We start from the raw sequence: 18,663 nt of genomic DNA on the forward strand, positions 1-18,663 counted from the left end.
CCTGCGCCGCGTGCTCACTCGACGAGCCGAACCTCGTCGCCGACCGCGACCTCGTCGGCCGCGCCGGCCGGCAGCTCGACGACCGTGTCGGCGCGTCCGCGGCCGAGTCCGACGAACGGGGCGAGCCGTTTCCGTTTCGTCACCTCTCCGTCGACGAGCCACAGCGCGTCGATCGCGAAGGGGACGAAGAGCATGTGGAGCCACTGGCTATCCGCCTCTGAGAACGGGAACACGAGCGCGTAGCCGTCGGGGACGGAGCGCCGAAACATCAGGCCGCGGCCCTGTTCGAGCGTCGATCGGGCGACGTCGACGTCGCCGGCGAGGACGGTCTCGGTCTCGCCCTCACTCCCGGCTCCGGCCGCCGTCTGCTCGCCGAGCGTGTCGCGGCGGTGGACGAGTCGCACGCTCGTCAGTCGACGCCGTCGAATAAATAGCCTCGTGGTCGACTGCGGGCGTCACACCCCGGCGGGATCGGTTCGCGTCCGCCTTGCGATCAGCTTCGCCTCGCGATCAGCTCGCGTCGCCGTACGTCTCGTCGAGGTACTCGACGATGTCGTCGCTCTCGGCCATCCCTTCGATGCCGTTGGCCTCGTCGACGAGCACGGGGACGCCGGTCTGGCCGCTTATCGCCTCGACTTCGGTTCGCTCGTCGTGTGAGCGCGGCACCATGACGGAGTCGTACTCCACGCCGAGGTCGGCGAGTTTGGTCTTCACTTTCGCACAGTACGGGCACCCGTCTAGTTCGTACAGCGTCAGGTCGGCCATCGGCGACGGCTACGGGACAGACGCGTAAAGAAGTACTGCGGTCGGTGCGCGCCGCGCGCACGGGCGGCGCGCCGAGAGGCTGGTAGCGTCAACCGGCGGAGTGACGCGTCAACTAGAGGATGACGCCGCGGGTCTGGAGGACGTAGTAGGCGGCGAGCAGGGCCGCGATAGCGTACTGACCGAGGTCGACGTCGCTCGCCTCGCCGATCGCGACCTTGATGATCGGGTACGCGACGATCCCGGCCGCCAGTCCGTCGGCGATGGAGTAGGCGAACGGCATCACGGTGACGGTGAGCCCGGCCGACACCGCCCACGCGGGGTCGCTCCAGTCGACCTCGACGAGTCCCTGCAGCATCATCACGCCGACGACGATCAGCGCGATGAAGGAGGCGTACTCCGGGATGGCCGCCACCACGGGTATCACGGCGAGCGATACGAGGAATAAGGCGGCGACGACGAGCGCCGTGAGCCCCGTTCTCCCGCCCTCTTCGACGCCGGTCGACGACTCGATGAACGTCGTCACCGTGGAGGTGCCGACCACGGCGCCGAAGGTGGTCCCGACCGCGTCTGCCATAAGCGGGCGGTCCATGTCGGGGAGGTCACCGTCCTCGTCGAGGAAGTCACCGAACTGCGAGACGCCGATGAGCGTCCCGGCGGTGTCGAAGAAGTCGACGAAGAAGAACGTGAACACGACGAGCCCGAACGTGAGCGGGTCGATGTCGGCGAGCCCGTCGACGAACGCGCCCGCGAGCGGCGTGATGTCGTACTGCGCCGACGGAAGCGTTTCGGGGGTGACCGTTCCGCGCTCGAAGACCCCGGCGAGCGTGAGCCCCCAGCCGACGAGCGACGTGGTCAGGATGCCGGTGACGATCGCGCCGGTGACGTTGCGCGCCCACAACACGAACGTCAACACGAGCCCGAGCACGCCCAAGATCGCCCACGGGTTCCCGAAGATCCCGCCGAGCGTGACGAGCGTCGCCTCGTCGGGAACGACGATCTGCAGCTCCTGAAAGCCGATGAAAAGCAGGAACAGCCCGATACCGGCACCGACCGAACGCTTGACCGGTTCCGGGAACAGCCGGATGACGTACTCGCGCGCGCCGACGGCCGTTAAGAGCATGAACAGCACGCCCTCGACGAAGACGGCCGCGAGCGCCGTCTGCCACGGAATTCCGAGCCCCAACACGACCGTGTACGCGAAGAAGGCGTTGAGCCCGAGACCCGGTGCGAGCCCGAACGGCCGGTTGGCGTAGACGGCCATGACGAAGGTCGCGACGGCCGCGGACAGCACCGTCGCGATGGCGATCATCTGGACGACCTCGAAGAACTCGTACCCGGGGATCTGGATCGCCTCGGCCAGAATAAACGGATTCACGACGATGATGTACGACATCGCGAGGAACGTCGTGAGCCCCGCAACCAGCTCCGTGCGGACGTCTGAGCCGTGCGCTTCTACGTCGAACCGAGCGGCCAGCGTGTCTGAAAGCCCCATTGAACGGGTGTGGATACCGCCGGATCGGATGATAAGTGTTGCTGAACGGGGCGGATCGATATCCAAGAACGTGGGTGAATTCGGCGAACGAGCGTCCGATCAGTCACCGAAAATGCGCGAACGTGCCTACTCGCCTACTCGAACGTCGTCAGCGCGCCGACCGGGGCGTCCGTGATCGCTCGCGCGCGCTCCATCCCTTCATCGCCGACGGCGATGAGCGTGAACACGCCCGTGATGTCGGCGTCGGCCTGCAGGGCGATATCGAGGAGCAGCTCCTGTGTTTCGCCCGACCGGATCAGGTCGTCGACGACGAGCACCGTGTCGCCGGCGTCGATGGCGCGAGCGGGCAGGTAGTAGGTGAGTTCGATCCCGGAGGCGAGCCGCTGGCGCGACTCGATGAACTCCTCGACCGCGGTCTCCTTCGACTTCTTGGCGTACGCGAGCCGCGCGTCGAAGAAGGACGCCATGGCCGCGCCGAGCGTGATGCCGTCGGTCGCCGCGGTGAGGATCACGTCCGGCGACTCGAACGAGAACGTCTCGGCGGCGACCGGCGCGACCAGGTCGAGGAACGACTGGTCGAAGACGACGCCGCTGTTGTCGACGTACCCCTCGTCGTCGAACGAGACGCGGGCGATAAGCTCGTCCGCGAGCGCGTCGCGACCCACCGCTTCGACCACCTCGCTCGCGCGATCTGCACCGGGCAGCACGTGGCCGTTCACGTAGCGGTTCAGGTCGCCGGCTGGGAGCCCCGTCACCGCGGACAGCTCCTCGTACGTTCGCGTCTCCTTGAGCATTCGTAGCACGGCGACCGCCTGCAACTGGAGGGCCGCCTTCTCTGCTCGATTCATGTCGATGATCGTGATCGCACAAGTATGAATACGTCGAAGTGTCGTTCGCGCGAGAACGCCCGATCGACCCCACGGGTGTGGACATCTCGGACGAGTCGCCGGCCGATCGGCTCGGTGATCCCTTACCGCTCTCTGACGACGACGAACTCGGCCAGATCGCGGAGGTACTCGATCGCCTCCGTCTCGGGCGGGTCAGCGCGGTCGAGCGCGGCGAGCGCGAGTTCGGACTGCTCGCGCGCTCGCTCGTCGATCTCGCCGGGCGTGAGCGACGTGACCTGCACCACCGAGGGGCGGTCCATCTCCGCGTCCTGTCCGGTCGGCTTGCCGAGTTCCTCTGCGTCGGCGGTGGCGTCCAACACGTCGTCACGCATCTGGAAGGCGACGCCGACGCGCTCTGCGTACTCGCCGAACGAGTCGATCGCCTCGGGGTCGGCGTCGCCCGCGACCGCGCCGAGTTCGGCTGCCGCTCGGAACAGCGCGCCGGTCTTTCGCCGGGCGAGCTCCATGTATTCCTCCTCGTTCGTCGGGCGGGCGGCGAGCTCCGTCGCCTCGCCCTCGCCGAGTTCGACCATCGCCTCCGCGACGGTCCGCATCGCCCGCGGCTCGCCGGAGAAGAGCGCGAACGCCTCCCCGAGCAGGCCGTCGCTGGCGACGATCGCCGGACCGTAGCCGAACTCCGCCCACGCCGAGGGCGTTCCCCGCCTGACTTCGGAGCGGTCGATGATGTCGTCGATCACGAGCGACGCGTTGTGGACGAACTCGATCCCGGCGGCGAAGTTGACGGCGTCGTCGGGGTCGCCGTCGAACGCCTCGCACGCGAGGATCGTCACCGCGGGCCTGACTCGCTTGCCGCCGGCGAGGACGACGTGACCGACCTCAGCGGACAGCTCCTCGGGCTCCACCTCGTCGATCACGGCTTCGAGCCGCTCTTCGACGAGCGCGACCCGGCGCTGCAGGTACTCCATCTGGTATACGAACGGGACCGCCGCGCAAAGGCCTAACGGAAGGACGGCGGAGCCCGTCTCCTCCACCGCACGCCGCGCGTCGCCGCGGAGCGCCGCGTTCGCGGCCGAGCCGCTTCGGAAGGCCCTTTTAACCCGCCGGTCGAACGGACGGTATGTTCAGGCAGTTCCGGTCGGAGGTCGAGGCCGCGCTCGCGGACGCGCTCGCCGCCTTGGACCTCCCGACCGACGACCTCGGCATCGAACGCCCGCCCGACGACATGGACGCGACGCTCGCCTCGAGCGTCGCCTTCCGACTCGCAGGCGAGGTCGGCGACGCCCCGCCGAACGTCGCGGCGCAGGTCGCCGAGGCGGTCACCGTCGACGACGCCGCGTACGTCGCGAGCGTCGACACCGCCGGGCCGTACGTGAACTTCCACGCGAACGAGCGCTACCTCGCGGACACCCTCGACGCGGCCGCCCCCGCCGACGACTACGGCGCGCTCTCCGACCGAGCCACCTCCGTCGTCGTCGAGCACACGAGCGCGAACCCCACCGGCCCCGTCCACGTGGGACGCGCCCGCAACCCCATCGTCGGCGACGCCGTCGCGAACCTGCTCGCGTACGCCGGCTACGACGTCGACCGCCACTACTACGTCAACGACGCCGGCCGCCAGATGGCGGTGTTCACGTGGGCGTACGAGCGGTTCGACGAGTCCGACCTCGACGCCGAACCCGCCCGCGACCGCGCCGAGTACGACCTCGTGCGCTACTACCGGAAGGGGAACGCCTACCTCGAAGCGGCCGACCCCGACGACGTCGAGGCCGCGGAAGCGGAGATATCGGCGATCCTCCAGGGGCTCGAAGCCGGCGACGAGGAGACGTACGAGCGCGTCGGCGAGGTCGTCGACGCCGTGCTCGGCGGGATGAAAGACTGCCTCGCGCGCCTGCCCGCCGAGTTCGACGAGTTCGTCAAGGAGACTCGGTTCATGCGCGACGGGTCGACAGACGAGGTCGCGGCGCGGCTCAAGGAGACGGAGTACGCCGTCTACGAGGAGGACGCGTGGCAGTTGGAGCTCGACGACTGGGGGATAGACAAGAACCTCGTCTTTCTCCGCTCCGACGACACCAGCCTCTACACCACCCGCGATCTGGCCCACCACGAGTGGAAGTTCGCGAACTACGACCGCGCCGTTACCGTGCTCGGCGAGGACCACAAGCTGCAGGCCGACCAGCTCGACGCGACGCTCGAACTCCTCGGCAACGACGTCGACCGGCTCGGTCACGTCATCTACTCGTACGTTAACCTCCCGGAGGGGAAGATGTCGACCCGCCGGGGGACCGGCGTGATGCTCGACGACCTCCTCGACGAGGCCATCGACCGCGCCCGCGAGGCGGTCGAGTCCCGGATGGACGACCGCATCCGCGACGACGACCTGACCGACGCCGACGTCGAGCGGATCGCCCACCAGGTCGGGATCGGCGCGGTCCGGTACGACATCGTCTCGAAACAGCCCGCGAAGGCGATCACCTTCGAGTGGGACGACGCGCTCGACTTCGAGGGGCAGTCCGCCCCGTTCGTCCAGTACGTCCACGCGCGCTGTTGCGGAATCTTGGACGAGGCCGAAGCCGAGGGCGTGGCCGTCCCCGAACCGGGCGAACCGCTCGACGTCGACGCGAGCGCCCTCGAAACCGACGAGGCGCGAGACCTGCTGCGCGAGGTCGCGCGGTTCCCGGCCGCGATCGAGTCCGCAGCCGAGGACTTAGAGCCCCACACGATCGCGACGTTCACCCGCGAGTTCGCCGACGCGTACAACGCCTTCTACCGCGAGTGTCCGGTCGTCACCGCCGAGAGCGACGACCTCCGGGCCGCCCGCGTCGCGCTCGTCGCCGCCGCGAGACACACGATGGCGAACGCGCTCGACGTGCTCGGGGTCGAAGCGCCGGAGTCGATGTAGGTCGCTCGCGGATCCGTTCTCTCCGGCCCCGAGTCATCCGATCGCGGTCGAATCGACAGGTCAAAGCTTACTTACACGCACGCGACCGTATCTGAGACAATGAGTAGCGACGCACAGGAGGCGAACGAGGACCGCCGGAAGTACGAGTTCCGGAAGGTCATAGAGGAGCTCAGAGACTACGAGGGCTCCGGTACCCAGCTCGTCACCATCTACATCCCGGACGACAAGCAGATCTCCGACGTGGTGGCACACGTCACCCAAGAGCACAGCGAAGCGTCGAACATCAAATCGAAACAGACCCGGACGAACGTCCAGGACGCGCTCACGTCGATCAAAGACCGGCTCCGCTACTACGACACGTATCCGCCCGACAACGGCATCGTGATCTTCTCCGGCGCGATCGACGCCGGCGGCGGCCAGACCGACATGGTCACCCGGACGCTCGAATCGCCGCCGCAGCCGGTGGAGTCGTTCCGGTACCACTGCGACTCCGCGTTCCTCACCGAACCGCTCGAACACATGCTGGAGGACTCCGGGCTGTTCGGGCTCATCGTCTTGGACCGCCGCGAGGCCAACGTCGGGTGGCTGAAAGGCAAGCGGATCGAGCCAGTCAAGTCCGCCTCCTCGCTCGTGCCCGGCAAACAGCGGAAGGGCGGACAGTCCGCACAGCGGTTCGCCCGGCTCCGCTTGGAGGCCATCGACAACTTCTATCAGGAGGTCGCGGGGATGGCCAACGACCTGTTCGTCGACAAGCGACACGAGCTCGACGGCATCCTCGTCGGCGGCCCCTCGCCGACGAAAGACGAGTTCCTCGACGGCGACTACCTCCACCACGAGCTACAGGACAAGGTCCTCGGCAAGTTCGACGTGGCCTACACCGACGAGTCCGGTCTCAAAGACCTCGTCGACAACGCCAGCGAGGCGCTCGCCGATCAGGAGATAGTCGAGGACAAACGCAACATGGAGGAGTTCTTCGAGAAGCTCCACACCGGCGAGGAGGCGACCTACGGCTTCGAGCAGACCCGCCGGAACCTGATCATGGGTTCGGTCGACCGCCTTCTCATCTCCGAGGACCTCCGCTCCGACGTCGTCGTCTACGAGTGTCCGAACGGCCACGAGGAGTACGAAGTCGTCGACGCGCGACACTCGACGCCGGATCACGAGTGTTCGGAGTGCGGCGAGGACGCCGACGTCGAGGAGCGCGAGGACGTCATCGAACACCTGATGGCCATCGCCGAGCAGCGCGGGACGGAGACGAAGTTCATCTCGACCGACTTCGAGAAGGGCGAGCAGCTGCTCGACGCGTTCGGCGGAATCGCGGGCATCCTCCGGTACTCGACGGGCGTCTGAGAACGGACCCCGTTCCGTCAGTCCTGCTCGACCGCCGCCGCCGTGACCTCCAAGCACGCGCAGGCGTCCGTCTCGGGGTCGAAACAGTCCGGACACTCCGGCTCGCGGTCGATTATCGTGTCGAGTCGATCGGCGACGGTGTCGTCGATCACGGCTTCCAGCTCCCGGGCCTCCGCACGGAACTCGTCGACGGCGAGCACGTTCGCGAGGAACCGCTCGATGATACAGTACGTCTGCAGGGCGTCTCGGGCCTGCACGATACCGTCGTCGGTCAGCCGAACGCCCTTGTACTTCTCGTGTTCGGCGAGCCCGCGCGATTCGAGCTTACCGATCATCTCGTTGGCGCTCGCCGGACTCACGCCGAGCGCGTCGGCGATGGACCCGGTCGAGGCGGGGCCGTCTTCCTGCTTCTGTACGACGTATATCGTCTTGAGGTACTGGTCTGCGGTGTTCACGGCGTCCCTCCGTCGGCGGTCGTCGTTCGCTTCGCCCCGGTCTCTCGGCCCGTCGTCACGTTCGTCGCTCGGTTCATCGTCGTTCCATGACCTCCGTCACCTCGCTCACGCCCTCGGCCTCGTCCGCGCGGATAGCCCGGAGCGTCTCCATGAGCTCCGCGCGGTCGATCGAGAACTCGGCGTCCGAGGCCTCTATCGCCTCGATGAGGTCGTCGTAGAACTTGTAGGCGGTCTCTTCGTTGCACAGCTGGTCGTACAACACGCCGTCGAAGTCGTCGGGCTGTGTCCGCCCGTACCGGGCGTCGACGAGCGACTCGATCTCGTCGAACGGGACGCTGTCGACGCCGAGCCCCTCGATGAGCGCCTCTAGCCGCTCGCGGTGGTCGGCGGATTCCTCTGCGGCGTCCGCGAGCAGCGTCTCGATCTCCTCGTCGAGCTCGGCGTCGAGGCTCTGGTAGTGATGGTGGGCCCGCGCCTCCACGACCTCCTCCAGTACGATCCCGATCTGTAACAGCCGGGCGAGCTGGTCGTCGGACGCGATACGCTGGCTCACGCTCACGGCGACCACCCGATCCCGGTCGATACGCCCGTTCGCATACACGCCAACTCGGCCGTAGTCCGACTTAAGCCGTTCCCCTCGCGGCCCGTCGAGCGTCGGGAAAAAAACGAACGCGCAGCACGCGCGGTCCGGTCGGAGTCCCCGACCGAAGCCGGGAGTGAGGCTACTGCAGCCGCCGCAAGACGAGTTCCTGAACGTCGTCGCGGAACTCGTCGACCGCGATCTCCTCTAACACGGGCACGAAGAACCCCTCTACGAGCATGTTCCGCGCCGTGCGCGAGTCGATCGAACGGCTCTCCAAGTAGAACAGGTCCTCGGCGTCGACCTGTCCGACCGTGGCCGAGTGTGACGCCTCGGTGTCGTGGTTGTGGATGATCAGCTTCGGTGACGCGTCGGCCTCGGCGTCGTCCGAGAGCATCAGCGTGTTCTCGCGCTGGTAGCTGGAGGTGTTCCACGCGTCCTCGCCGACGTCCTGAACGCCCTCGTAGACGGAGCGGGCGACATCGTCGAGCACCCCGCGGGTGACGAGGTCGGCCGTCGTCTGCTCGGCCTGGTGCCACACGCGGGCGTTGATGTCGAAGTGCTGGTCGTCGGTCCCGAAGAACGTCCCGACGATCTGGCTCTCGGAGCCGTCGCCGTTCAGTTCGGTCTCGACGTCCGAGCGGGTCAGCTTCGAGCCGAAGTTGCTCTCGATCCAGTCGACCGTCGCGTACGTATCCGTGACGGCACGCTTCAGCGAGTAGGTGTAGGTGTCCGTATCGAGGTTCTGGAGCGAGCCGAACTGGACGTTCGAGTTCTCACCGGCGACGATCTCGACCAGGTTCGAGAAGTACCGATCGCCCTCGACGGCGGCCTCGTCGTCTCCCGACTCGATCGCTTCGAGGATCGTCACCGACGACGACTCCTCGGCGACGACGAGCGTCTGGCTGAACAGCGACCGCGAGTTCATCTCCGCGCGGACGGTGACGTCCTCGACGTCGACGCCCTCCGGGACGTACACGAACGTGCCCGTCGTGAAGAGCGCGACCGAAAGCGCCGTGAGGTAGTTGTGCTCGGGGTCGAGCACGGAGCCGAAGTTCGCCTCGATGACGTCGCCGTACTCGTCGAACGCCTCCGTGAACGGGAGCACGACGACGTCGTCGTCGCCGCCGCCGCGCTCGGTCGCGTCCGACTGGTTCAGCGGGTCGACGAGCGACTCGAAGTCGAGCGACTCCAGATCGGTCCACAGGCGGCCGGGCGTCTGGATCACGTCGGGGAGATCTGCCGTCTCCAACGCCGACAGGGCGTCCAGTCGGGTCTCCAAGAGCCACTCGGGCTCGTCGCGTTCGTCGGCGATGCGTCGTACCGTGTCCTCTGAGAGGCTCTCGATTGCTTTCGTGCTCATGTTATCCGAGCGAACCCTCCATCTCTAACTCGACGAGCCGGTTGAGCTCGACGGCGTACTCGATGGGCAGCTCCTCCGTGATCGGCTCGATGAAGCCCGAGACGATCATCTGTTTCGCGTCGTCGTCGTCGAGGCCGCGCGACTGCAGGTAGAAGATGTCCTCGTCGCCGATCTTCCCGACGGTCGCCTCGTGGGCGACGTCGACCTTCGACTCGTTGATCTCCATGTACGGCATCGTGTCGGAGGTCGACTCGTTGTCGAACATCAGCGCGTCACACTCCACGGCGGTCGAGGAGTTCTCCGCCCCGTCTGCGATGTGAACGAGCCCGCGGTAGTTCGTGCGACCGCCGTCCTTCGCGATCGATTTCGACTCGACGGTGGACTTGGTGTCCGGCGCGTTGTGATACACCTTCGCGCCGGTGTCGATGTCCTGTCCCTCGCCGGCCATGGCGATGGTGATGTGGTTGTCGGACGCGCCGCGGCCCTTCAGGATCGTCGAGGGGTACAGCATCGTCGCCTTCGACCCCATCGACCCGGAGATCCACTCCATGCGCCCGCCCTTCTCTGCGATGGCGCGTTTCGTGTTCAGGTTGTACGTGTTCTTCGACCAGTTTTGCACCGTGGAGTACTGGACGTGCGCGTCCTCGCCGACGAACACCTCGACGCCGCCGGAGTGGAGGTTGAACGCCGAGTACTTCGGCGCGGAACAGCCCTCGATGTAGTGGACCTCGGAGCCCTCCTCGGCGATGATGAGCGTGTGTTCGAACTGGCCCATCCCCTCGGAGTTCATCCGGAAGTACGCCTGCACCGGCATGTCGACGGTGGTGTTCTCCGGAACGTACACGAACGAGCCGCCGGACCAGATAGCGCCGTGGAGCGCGGCGAACTTGTTGTCGCTCGGGGGGACGCACTTCGTCATGAAGTGCTCTTTGACGATCTCTTCGTGCTCTTGGACCGCCTTGTCCATGTCACAGAAGATGACGCCCTTCTCCTCCCACCGCTCCTGCATGTTCTGGTAGACGATCTCGGACTCGTACTGCGCGCCGACGCCCGAGAGCGCGTTCTTCTCGGCCTCCGGAATGCCCAGCTTGTCGAACGTGTCCTGGATCTCCTCGGGGAGGTCCTCCCAGCTGTCGGCACCGCCGCGGGCCTCGATGTCCGGGCGGATGTAGGGAACGATCTCGTCGATGTCGACCTCAGAGAGGTCCGGCTGTCCGGGCCAGTCGGTCGGCATCGGCATCTCTTGGAACTGCTTGAGCGCGCGAAGGCGACGCTCTAACATCCACTCCGGCTCGTCTTTGTCCTCCGAGATGACGCGGACCGTCTCCTCGGTGAGTCCCTTCTCGCTCTTGAAGGCGGACTTTTCCTCCTTCTTGAACTCGAAGCGCTCCTCCGTGTTCGTGTCTTTCAGGTGGTCTTGTGAACTCATATCAATTGGTTACCGTTCTGGTTGTATAGTGTTGTTGCGTAATCACGAGCGATTACGCGTCGGCGAACGCTTCCTCGCGGACCCAGTCGTAGCCCTCGTCTTCGAGCTGCTCCGCGAGCTCCGCGCCCCCGCTCTTGGCGACTTCGCCGTCCAACATCACGTGGACGTGGTCGGGCTCGACGTAGTCGAGGATGCGCTGGTAGTGGGTGATCTGGAGGATACCGGTTCCCTGCTCGTCGCGCAGCGCGTTGATCCCCTTCGAGACGTCCTGGAGGCGGTCGATGTCGAGCCCGGAGTCGATCTCGTCGAGCACGGCGACGGCGGGTTCCAACATCGCGGCCTGGAGGACCTCGTTCTGCTTCTTCTCGCCGCCCGAGAAGCCGGCGTTGAGGTACCGCTGCATGAACTTCTCGTCCATGTCGAGAAGCTCCATCTTCTCGGAGAGGATCTCCTGGAACTCGGCGACGCCGATCTCGCCGTCGTCCGCTGGGCCCTCCATCGGGGAGGTGTCGTAGCCCTCGTCGTCCGCGTCGGCCTCGGCCGACTCCTCGTCTTCGTCCTCGTCTTCGAACAGCTCCTCGCGCTCGTCCGCCTTGGCGTTGAGCGCCTGTCGGAGGAAGTTCGTCATGGTGACGCCCTCGATCTCCGCGGGATACTGGAAGCCGAGGAAGATACCGAGCGCGGCGCGCTCGTTGGGTTCGAGCTCCAGAAGCTCCCAGTGGTAGTCTTCGTCGTCGAGGTCGACGTCGACGTCGGCGACGTCCTCGTCGTCGAGGTGGAGGAGGATCTCGCCCTCGGTCACCTCGTAGGCGGGGTGTCCGGCGATGACCTTCGCGGTCGTCGATTTCCCGGACCCGTTCGGCCCCATCAGGGCGTGGATCTCGCCGGAGTTCACCGTGAGATCGACACCGCGGAGAATCCGTTCGCCGCCCTCTTCAGCCACTCGTGCGTGTAGATTGTTGATTTCGAGAGTTGCCATATATCGTCTCGTTACCTCGTAGGTGAACACTGGTGACTTAGGAGGTTAATGGTTACGCATCTCCCCGTCAAAACTCTCGAATCTAGTAAGAAATTTTCTACTGATCGAAAACTGATTTCAGATATCCTCGGTCGCGTTCACATGAACGAGCCCAGTCCGGTCTGCTCTTGACCCGTTTTGACCTCCTCCCACGACATCCCGAGGGCCTCGATAACGCGCTCTATCGGCCCCTTCAGCGTCTTGTCGAGCATCTTCTCCCAGTCGACTTCGAACTCCTCGGGGACCTGATCGGCGTACTCGAAACAGATCACGTCCGGATCGCGTTTGAACTCTCCGTACAGCGGGTCACGCTGCGGATCGAGCCCCCGCTCGTCTTCCATCCGCGCCCAGAAGTCCGGATGCACCTTCTCGACGTACAGCCGCTTCGGCTTCGACCCGCTCCCGAAGTTGGTCCCGAGCATCAGGTTGGCGTACTTCGCCCCCCGGACCTGTGCGGTCGGCGTCTCGTAGGCGTCGAGCTTCTTGCCGATCCCGCCCGGAATGCCGATCTCCTCCAAATCGACGTCGCCGTCGAGCACGCGCGCGATGACGTCCACGAGGTACGCTTTCACCTCTTCCATGTCCTCGTCGATGTCGTCGCCCGTCACGATCGTCTCGATGACGTTCTGTTGGACCTCCTTCGTGATGCCGGCGATGTCCGAGCGCTTGTACTCGAAGCCGGTGATGTCGATGTCGTCGACGTCTTTCCCCTCCTTCCAGACGATGTGGCCGGCGTACCGCTTCTTTTTGCCCGCCTGGAAGAACCGCCGGTAGAGCTTCTCGAACTCGATCTCGAAGCGGTGGGAGTCGGCGTTGAGCTCTTCGCGCGCGAAGTCGTCGTAGCGCTCGTTGATGTGATCCGCTATCTCGAAGGAGGTCTCGATGGCCCGTTCTTTCGATAAATCACCGAGTGAAAGCATAACGGAGTCGGTGTTGTGAAGCACCACGCCACCGACGCCATCGACGAAATTCTCGTTGTCGGCGACGCTGAGGTCGTACACGTATCCGTCGTGATCCACCTCTTTCACGACCGGATCACGACCTCGGCGATAGAAGTCGCACGTTCGAATCGTGTAGCTGTCCTTCGCGTCTCGGTACTTGAGCGAGTGTTTCCTCTCGCGCTGGGTGAGTAGCATGGACAGCCCAGCAGCGAGTTCCCGGCTCGTCGTCTCGAAGTCGAAATTCCGCTCCGCGTACTCCTTAGAATACCGCGGGAATTCACGCGACCCGTCGCCCTCGACGAGCACGTCGACGAAGAGCTGCTGTAATTCGTCTGGGAGACTGAATACGAACCCGGGAACTCGCTTCCCGCGTGACGTCTGTCCGGCGAACTCGCGGAAGAAGACCGCCGACAGCTCGTTCATCATCTGGAGCTTGCAGGTGGTGTCGTCGTACGTGACGGACTGCTCGCCGTCACCGGTTTCGTACGCCACCCTGCGCTCCGCCGCTGTGTCGGATGCAATGACACTAGCTGTCGCTCCCTCGAATAGCCGATGGTAGTCCTCGCGAAGGCCCTCTAGCCACTCTTCACGCGACTCGGCGATACTCGCACCGAATTTTGAATCAGTAGTCTCGATGGTAGAGGCGCTTCCCTCGGTCACGTACGCCGCGAGCAGTCGGACGAGCGATCGGCCCTCTTCGGAACGAAGGTCGATGTATCGACGCACCTTGATTGCCTTCTCAATAGCGTCGTGGTGCTCATGCCCGAACCAGACCCACTGGTCGTCTGCGTGGATCCGTTTGGTTTTCGACCTGGCGTTTTCGCTGCCGACGCTACGTCCGTCCTCATACTCCCGAGCGTAGCCGTTTAACACCTCGTACACGTCAATTGTGTCGATGGTGTCCACGTTGGGAAACCCTGGAATCCGAACCGGCTCCTTGACGTCTTCGGGAGCCGTCTCGACGAACTCGTCACCATCATCAACAACGTAGGAGTGATCCCGCGTCGTCGTCGATTCGCCGAACTTGTGCTGAAGGCTGACTACGGGTTTGTCCGTCTCGTGCCGGATCGCCTGTTCGATCGGTTTCCACTCCGGCTTTCCATCGGAGGAGAGGGATAGGGCTTCCCAGCCTGGAAGCCGTCTCCTGTCTTTTCCGAAGACGCTCGACGCGACCGGCCCTCCATCGGCCGTGACAAGGACCTCTGCGGTCGCGTCTCGGTCGGCTCGATCGAAGAGATCCTCGATGGGAAGGATTCGAACGATCCCCTCTGGATCCCGGACGACGACTGGTCGGTCACCGGTAACGCTGTCCCCGTACGTTACTTCTCTATCGAGCTCTTCGGTCACGTCGGAGGTGAAGTCGATCACCTCACGGTTGGTGGAGGTGACGCCGGCGCTCATCTCGCGGTCGTACAGGCGGAATCGGTCCCATCCAAAGACGCCGTACAAACTGTTCATCAAAACCTTGACAGCTCCCTGCTGGCGATCGTACTGTTCGTACGCCTCGGTTCCGGGATCGTGTTCGTTTCGGAGCGCCTTCTTCTCCTCGCGCTCGTCGAGCAGTTCGTTCACCATCTCCCGGATGATGCCGTCCGGCTCCTTCCGGAAGTGAACGCCCGTCGGGGTCTGATAGGTGTCGCCGTCGTACTCGCCGGGGTCGACTTTCGTCTCCGGGGACGCGTTGATCGTCACCATCGACATGGGGTACAACGACTTCAGGTCGAGCACGCTCACCATCTCGCGGACCCCCGAGATCGGGTCGAACACCGCGCCGCCCTCGAACTCCTCGGCCTCCTGTTGACCCTTGGAGGGGAGCGCGAAGTTGCCGTACGCCATGTGGAGCACGTACATGTCGACCGCGTCGCCCGGCGTCGTCGCGTCCTCCAGCTTACACCCGACGATCTTGCGGGCGTCGTCCCAGAAGGCGATCACGTCCTGCGCGCGGTCGATCTCGACGCACAGTTCCACGTCGCGGATGCTGTACTCTAAGAGCCGCTCGGGGTCCTGCTCCCAGAGGTCGCCGATGTCGCCCGTGTAGCGCTCCTTGCCGACCCCGAGTTCCCGCTCGCCGACGGCGTCGAGCCGGTACGACTCAAGCTCCGTGAACATGGTACGCTTGTAGGCGTACAGGAGATCGAACACTACTCGCCCCTTGATGTCCGGACCGCCCCAGCCGGAGCGCCACACCTCGCCGATCCGGGAGAGCCGGTCGACGGAGAGGTCGTACTGGCTCCCGTCGTCGAGCACCTCCAACCGGTCGAGGACGTACGGCGCGTCGAAGTCCTCGAAGTTCCACCCGGTCAACAGGTCCGGGTCGGTGTCGTCTATGTACGCGACGAACGCGTCCAGCATCGCGGCCTCCTCCTCGAAGGTGCGGACCGTGAACTCGAGGTCCGCGCTCTCGTCGCCGACGATCCCCTCGTAGCCGGGGAGGTCGTCCGGGGGCGGGATCTCGGCTTCGGGCGCGTCGTACAGCCAGACGACGTACTCGTCGTCGTAGGAATCGTGGCTCGTGAGACAGATGATCGGCTCCTCGCCGTCTTCGGGGAAGCCGCGGCGGTCGTCGACCTCGATGTCGAAGGTGTTCACCCGGAGGTCGGCGTCGACCTCCGCGGGTTCGAGCATGCCCTCGTGGACCTGAATCGTTCCCTCTTCGTCGTCGAGCCGCCGCTCCTCGACGCGGATGCCGCCGTTGAGCCCGTTGTCTATCAGAAAGCGGTTCGGGAAGAGGATGTCCGCCTCGAACGTCGTCGCGAAGTCGTCTCGGATGTTCCCGACGTCGCGGGGCGTCCGCGTGACGATCCGGGTGAGCGGCTCGCCGCGAATGCTCTCGTACGTCTCGCCGTCGGCGTCCTCCTCGCGCGTTCCGATCACCACGTCGTACTCCTCCACCGGGTCGCGGTCGAGATCGGTCGTGGGAACGTAGAAATACGGTTCGACGCCCAGCACGCGGACGTGTTCGACGACGTCGTGATCGGCGTCGACGCGGTCCGCCGGACGCCGCCCGAAGACGTGGACGACCGGGTACTCGTCGCTCCCGTACCCCTCGACGGCGTAGTCGATCTGCGTGATCATCAGCTCGACGGTCCCGGTCGAGTCCGGGAACTTCGCCTCGTCGACGTCGACCACGTCGCTGACGCGGCCGCGTCCGCCGCCGGCGACGACCGCCGCTTCCTCCGCGGCGAGGTCGTCGCGGTCGGCCGCGCCGCCTCCCGAGCCGTCGTCCGTCACGTCGGACGACGAGAAGTCCGACAGCCCCGACTGAGTCATACGCGTCCTTCGTCGCACCCGGCTAAAAAGCCCGTCTTTCGGGTGCGGCGAGGACTCCCGCCACGGAAAGGCATATATCGTGCCACGCCGTACCAATGTCCATGTCTTCGGACCCACGTTCGGACTTCGGGCGGTCTCGTGCGGTCGAGCGCGACGCGGACGACGCCGAGGTGGAGGTGTACGAGGACGACGGAAACGTGGTGCTTTTCGACGCCGCCAACCCGCTCGCGTGGGTCGAAGCGAACCGAACGGTCAGGCTCGCGGACGCGCTCTGAACGCCCCGGACGGTTCGGCGCGGGCCGAGCAGTGCGGACGGAACCCCTTTGGCCCACCCTGACCTACCGGTGGCCGTGTTCCCCTTCGACGAGGACGACGAGGGCGAGGTCTCCTTCGGCGAGCAGTCCGACGCCGAGCGCGAGATGACGCCGGACATCCCGAAGGCCCCCTCGGTGCGGTCGTTCGACGACGACGGGGACTTCGAGGGGGCGAGCGACGTGGACCCGGGGACGCTCCGGGCGTTCGTCGCCGCGGTGATCTACGCCAACGCGGCGGTGCTTTTCGTCGCGCTCGGACCGCTGGTGTGGTACTTCGAGGGATGGACGCGGATCGGGGCGGGACTGTTCGTCGCCGGTCTCCTCGCCGGGATCCGAACGTATCAGACGTACCGCGCGTGGCGGCGAGACCGCGATGCGGCGGAGTCTGCGGACGCGACCCAGCCCGACGACGCCGACGGAGACGACGGGCCCCCGGAAGCGTAATAGCCGGGAAGCCGCTCTGTCATCTCGATGCAAACGGTTCGTGGCGCGGACGGCGAGACGTACCTCCTCGTGAAACGCTCCGCGGAGTCGAGCCGAGTGCGCGATCCGGCCACCGGCGAGGAGCGGTACGTCGACAACGAGGAACTGTCGGTCGTGGCGGGCGAATCTCCCCTCGCGACCGCGGCCAGCGGCGTTCCGGCGGCGGTTCGGCGGGTCCTGCGAGCGGTACACGACGACCGCTCGCTCGGCCTGCTCGCTATCGTCGTCGACGACGGGCCGATCGCCGTGCTCGACCTGCTCGATACCGCCGACATGTGCGAGTCCGACCTTCACGGGACGGTCGCCGAACTCCGCGCGGCCGGACTGATCGGCGAAACCGAGGTCGCCGGTCGGCGCGGCTACGAGGCGACCGCCGTCGCCGTCGAGGGACTGGCGCTGCTCCGGGGCGAGTGACCGCATCTGACGGGCGCGACGGCGGGTCCGTCGACGCGTAGTCCCCTCCGACCCCACGGCGTCGGTCTGTGGTCGTCAGTCGTCGGGGTACTTCGGCTCGCGGCGCTCGGCGCGTTCGGTCGCGCGTTCGAGGGCCTCGCGGACGGTGTCGGGGCCGTCGCTCGCGCGGTAGACGTCGCCGTGTCCGGGGTACATCGCGTCGACGGTATCCGGCACCCGATCGAGGAGCGTGTGGAGGCTCTCGATCAGGCGCTCGCGCGACTGCCCGGCCATGTCGGTGCGACCGAACGAGCCGTCGTCGAACGCCCCGTCGTTGTACACGAACACGTCGCCGGAGTAGAGCCGCGCGTCGCCGACGAGCGAGACGTGGTCGTCGGCGTGCCCGGGCGTGAACACGACCTCGCACGCCTCGTCCCCGACGAGGATCTCGTCGCCGTCGCCGATCGCCACGTCCCGTCGCGGGTGCGATCCGTTCGCGTACATCGTCGCGTCGAAGCGGTCGAGCACCGCGTCCAGCTCTCCGACGTGGTCGTGGTGCTGGTGGGTTACGACGACGCGGTCGAGCCCGTCGACGCCGGCGTCGTCGAGCGCGTCTGCGATCACGTCCCCGACGCCGGGCATCGTGCCGGCGTCGACGAGCGTCGTCGCCTCGCCGGGGACGAGGTACGCGTTGCAGGTGAACTCTTCCGCGTCTGCGGTAACCGTGATCGGTTCCATACACACGCGACGTCGCGCGGCGAGTAAAAACGTGCAGTTCGGCAGACGAATCGTGCAGTTCGGCAGACGACGGATTCCGGCACTGAGCCCCGCTACCGACAGGGGTTTTATTTGTCGTCAGCCGCTATTTCGGGGTAGACATGGGCTTCGGAAGCTACGACGAATCCGAACAGGAGAACCAGGACCTGGACGCGGATTTCGACGACGACAACGGAGTCCGCGCGGCCGAATCGGCTCACGAGGGGTCGGTCGACTACGAGCCCGGCGCGTCGAACGACGAGCTCCTCGACCGCCTCAAAGACATCAAATCCGAGGAGACCTGATC

At 65.7% G+C, this 18,663-nt stretch carries 18 protein-coding genes; 6 read left to right on the forward strand and 12 right to left on the reverse strand.

Going from position 1 to position 18,663, the window contains the following annotated elements:
- Window positions 1-14: 14 nt before the first annotated feature.
- From NO930_RS07050 to NO930_RS07070, 5 genes are all read right to left on the reverse strand, one after another.
- A complete protein-coding gene (locus NO930_RS07050) occupies window positions 15-413 on the reverse strand; it encodes a DUF192 domain-containing protein (RefSeq protein ID WP_303650493.1) in 399 nt (132 codons plus the stop codon).
- Window positions 414-510: 97 nt separating this feature from the next.
- On the reverse strand, window positions 511-765 hold the full coding sequence (locus tag NO930_RS07055; protein WP_137783454.1) for a glutaredoxin family protein: 255 nt from the start codon (window positions 763-765) through the stop codon (window positions 511-513).
- A 112-nt stretch (window positions 766-877) separates the two neighbouring features.
- Window positions 878-2,257, reverse strand: coding sequence for an NCS2 family permease (locus tag NO930_RS07060; RefSeq protein WP_137783455.1), 1,380 nt, complete (start codon window positions 2,255-2,257; stop codon window positions 878-880).
- Between the two features lie 134 nt (window positions 2,258-2,391).
- Complete coding sequence (locus NO930_RS07065; protein ID WP_137783456.1) at window positions 2,392-3,105, reverse strand: phosphoribosyltransferase family protein; 714 nt, start codon at window positions 3,103-3,105, stop codon at window positions 2,392-2,394.
- A gap of 122 nt (window positions 3,106-3,227) precedes the next feature.
- Window positions 3,228-4,070 (reverse strand): polyprenyl synthetase family protein, encoded by an 843-nt coding sequence (locus NO930_RS07070; RefSeq protein ID WP_137783457.1) that lies wholly within the window; start codon window positions 4,068-4,070, stop codon window positions 3,228-3,230.
- Between the two features lie 152 nt (window positions 4,071-4,222).
- On the opposite strand from NO930_RS07070, the gene argS reads away from it, so the two are divergent.
- Window positions 4,223-6,004, forward strand: coding sequence for an arginine--tRNA ligase (argS, locus tag NO930_RS07075; protein WP_256402960.1), 1,782 nt, complete (start codon window positions 4,223-4,225; stop codon window positions 6,002-6,004).
- A 99-nt stretch (window positions 6,005-6,103) separates the two neighbouring features.
- Window positions 6,104-7,354 carry a peptide chain release factor aRF-1 gene (gene prf1, locus NO930_RS07080; RefSeq protein WP_137783537.1) on the forward strand — a complete coding sequence of 417 codons (1,251 nt, stop codon included), beginning with the start codon at window positions 6,104-6,106 and terminating at the stop codon, window positions 7,352-7,354.
- A 17-nt stretch (window positions 7,355-7,371) separates the two neighbouring features.
- On the opposite strand, the gene NO930_RS07085 is transcribed toward prf1, so the two are convergent.
- The 6 genes from NO930_RS07085 to NO930_RS07110 all read right to left on the reverse strand — a co-directional run bounded on the left by NO930_RS07085 (window position 7,372) and on the right by NO930_RS07110 (window position 16,410).
- Window positions 7,372-7,809, reverse strand: a complete 438-nt coding sequence (locus NO930_RS07085) for a metal-dependent transcriptional regulator (protein ID WP_137783538.1) — start codon at window positions 7,807-7,809, stop codon at window positions 7,372-7,374.
- A gap of 73 nt (window positions 7,810-7,882) precedes the next feature.
- Window positions 7,883-8,368, reverse strand: a complete 486-nt coding sequence (locus tag NO930_RS07090) for an enoyl-CoA hydratase/isomerase family protein (RefSeq protein ID WP_137783540.1) — start codon at window positions 8,366-8,368, stop codon at window positions 7,883-7,885.
- Window positions 8,369-8,531: 163 nt separating this feature from the next.
- Complete coding sequence (gene sufD / locus NO930_RS07095; RefSeq protein WP_137783539.1) at window positions 8,532-9,752, reverse strand: Fe-S cluster assembly protein SufD; 1,221 nt, start codon at window positions 9,750-9,752, stop codon at window positions 8,532-8,534.
- Window position 9,753: 1 nt separating this feature from the next.
- Window positions 9,754-11,181 carry a Fe-S cluster assembly protein SufB gene (sufB, locus tag NO930_RS07100; RefSeq protein ID WP_256402961.1) on the reverse strand — a complete coding sequence of 476 codons (1,428 nt, stop codon included), beginning with the start codon at window positions 11,179-11,181 and terminating at the stop codon, window positions 9,754-9,756.
- 52 nt (window positions 11,182-11,233) lie between these two features.
- Window positions 11,234-12,160 carry an ABC transporter ATP-binding protein gene (locus NO930_RS07105; protein ID WP_137783175.1) on the reverse strand — a complete coding sequence of 309 codons (927 nt, stop codon included), beginning with the start codon at window positions 12,158-12,160 and terminating at the stop codon, window positions 11,234-11,236.
- Between the two features lie 137 nt (window positions 12,161-12,297).
- Entirely contained in the window at window positions 12,298-16,410 is a 4,113-nt protein-coding gene (locus NO930_RS07110) for a DNA polymerase domain-containing protein (RefSeq protein ID WP_256402962.1), read from the reverse strand.
- Between the two features lie 101 nt (window positions 16,411-16,511).
- Here NO930_RS07110 and NO930_RS07115 point away from each other — a divergent pair, with 101 nt between their 5' ends.
- From NO930_RS07115 to NO930_RS07125, 3 genes are all read left to right on the forward strand, one after another.
- On the forward strand, window positions 16,512-16,685 hold the full coding sequence (locus NO930_RS07115) for a DUF7331 family protein (protein ID WP_196219650.1): 174 nt from the start codon (window positions 16,512-16,514) through the stop codon (window positions 16,683-16,685).
- Window positions 16,686-16,760: 75 nt separating this feature from the next.
- Entirely contained in the window at window positions 16,761-17,168 is a 408-nt protein-coding gene (locus tag NO930_RS07120; protein WP_137783177.1) for a DUF7322 domain-containing protein, read from the forward strand.
- 27 nt (window positions 17,169-17,195) lie between these two features.
- Window positions 17,196-17,621 carry a DUF7346 family protein gene (locus tag NO930_RS07125; RefSeq protein ID WP_137783178.1) on the forward strand — a complete coding sequence of 142 codons (426 nt, stop codon included), beginning with the start codon at window positions 17,196-17,198 and terminating at the stop codon, window positions 17,619-17,621.
- 75 nt (window positions 17,622-17,696) lie between these two features.
- Here the strand turns inward: NO930_RS07125 and NO930_RS07130 are convergent, their stop codons facing one another.
- Complete coding sequence (locus tag NO930_RS07130; protein ID WP_256402963.1) at window positions 17,697-18,338, reverse strand: MBL fold metallo-hydrolase; 642 nt, start codon at window positions 18,336-18,338, stop codon at window positions 17,697-17,699.
- Between the two features lie 140 nt (window positions 18,339-18,478).
- Here NO930_RS07130 and NO930_RS07135 point away from each other — a divergent pair, with 140 nt between their 5' ends.
- Window positions 18,479-18,661 (forward strand): DUF5786 family protein, encoded by a 183-nt coding sequence (locus tag NO930_RS07135; RefSeq protein ID WP_137784941.1) that lies wholly within the window; start codon window positions 18,479-18,481, stop codon window positions 18,659-18,661.
- The last annotated feature ends 2 nt before the right edge of the window (window positions 18,662-18,663 follow it).

It is taken from the genome of Halorubrum salinum, from assembly GCF_024494575.1.
Classification (GTDB): domain Archaea; phylum Halobacteriota; class Halobacteria; order Halobacteriales; family Haloferacaceae; genus Halorubrum; species Halorubrum salinum.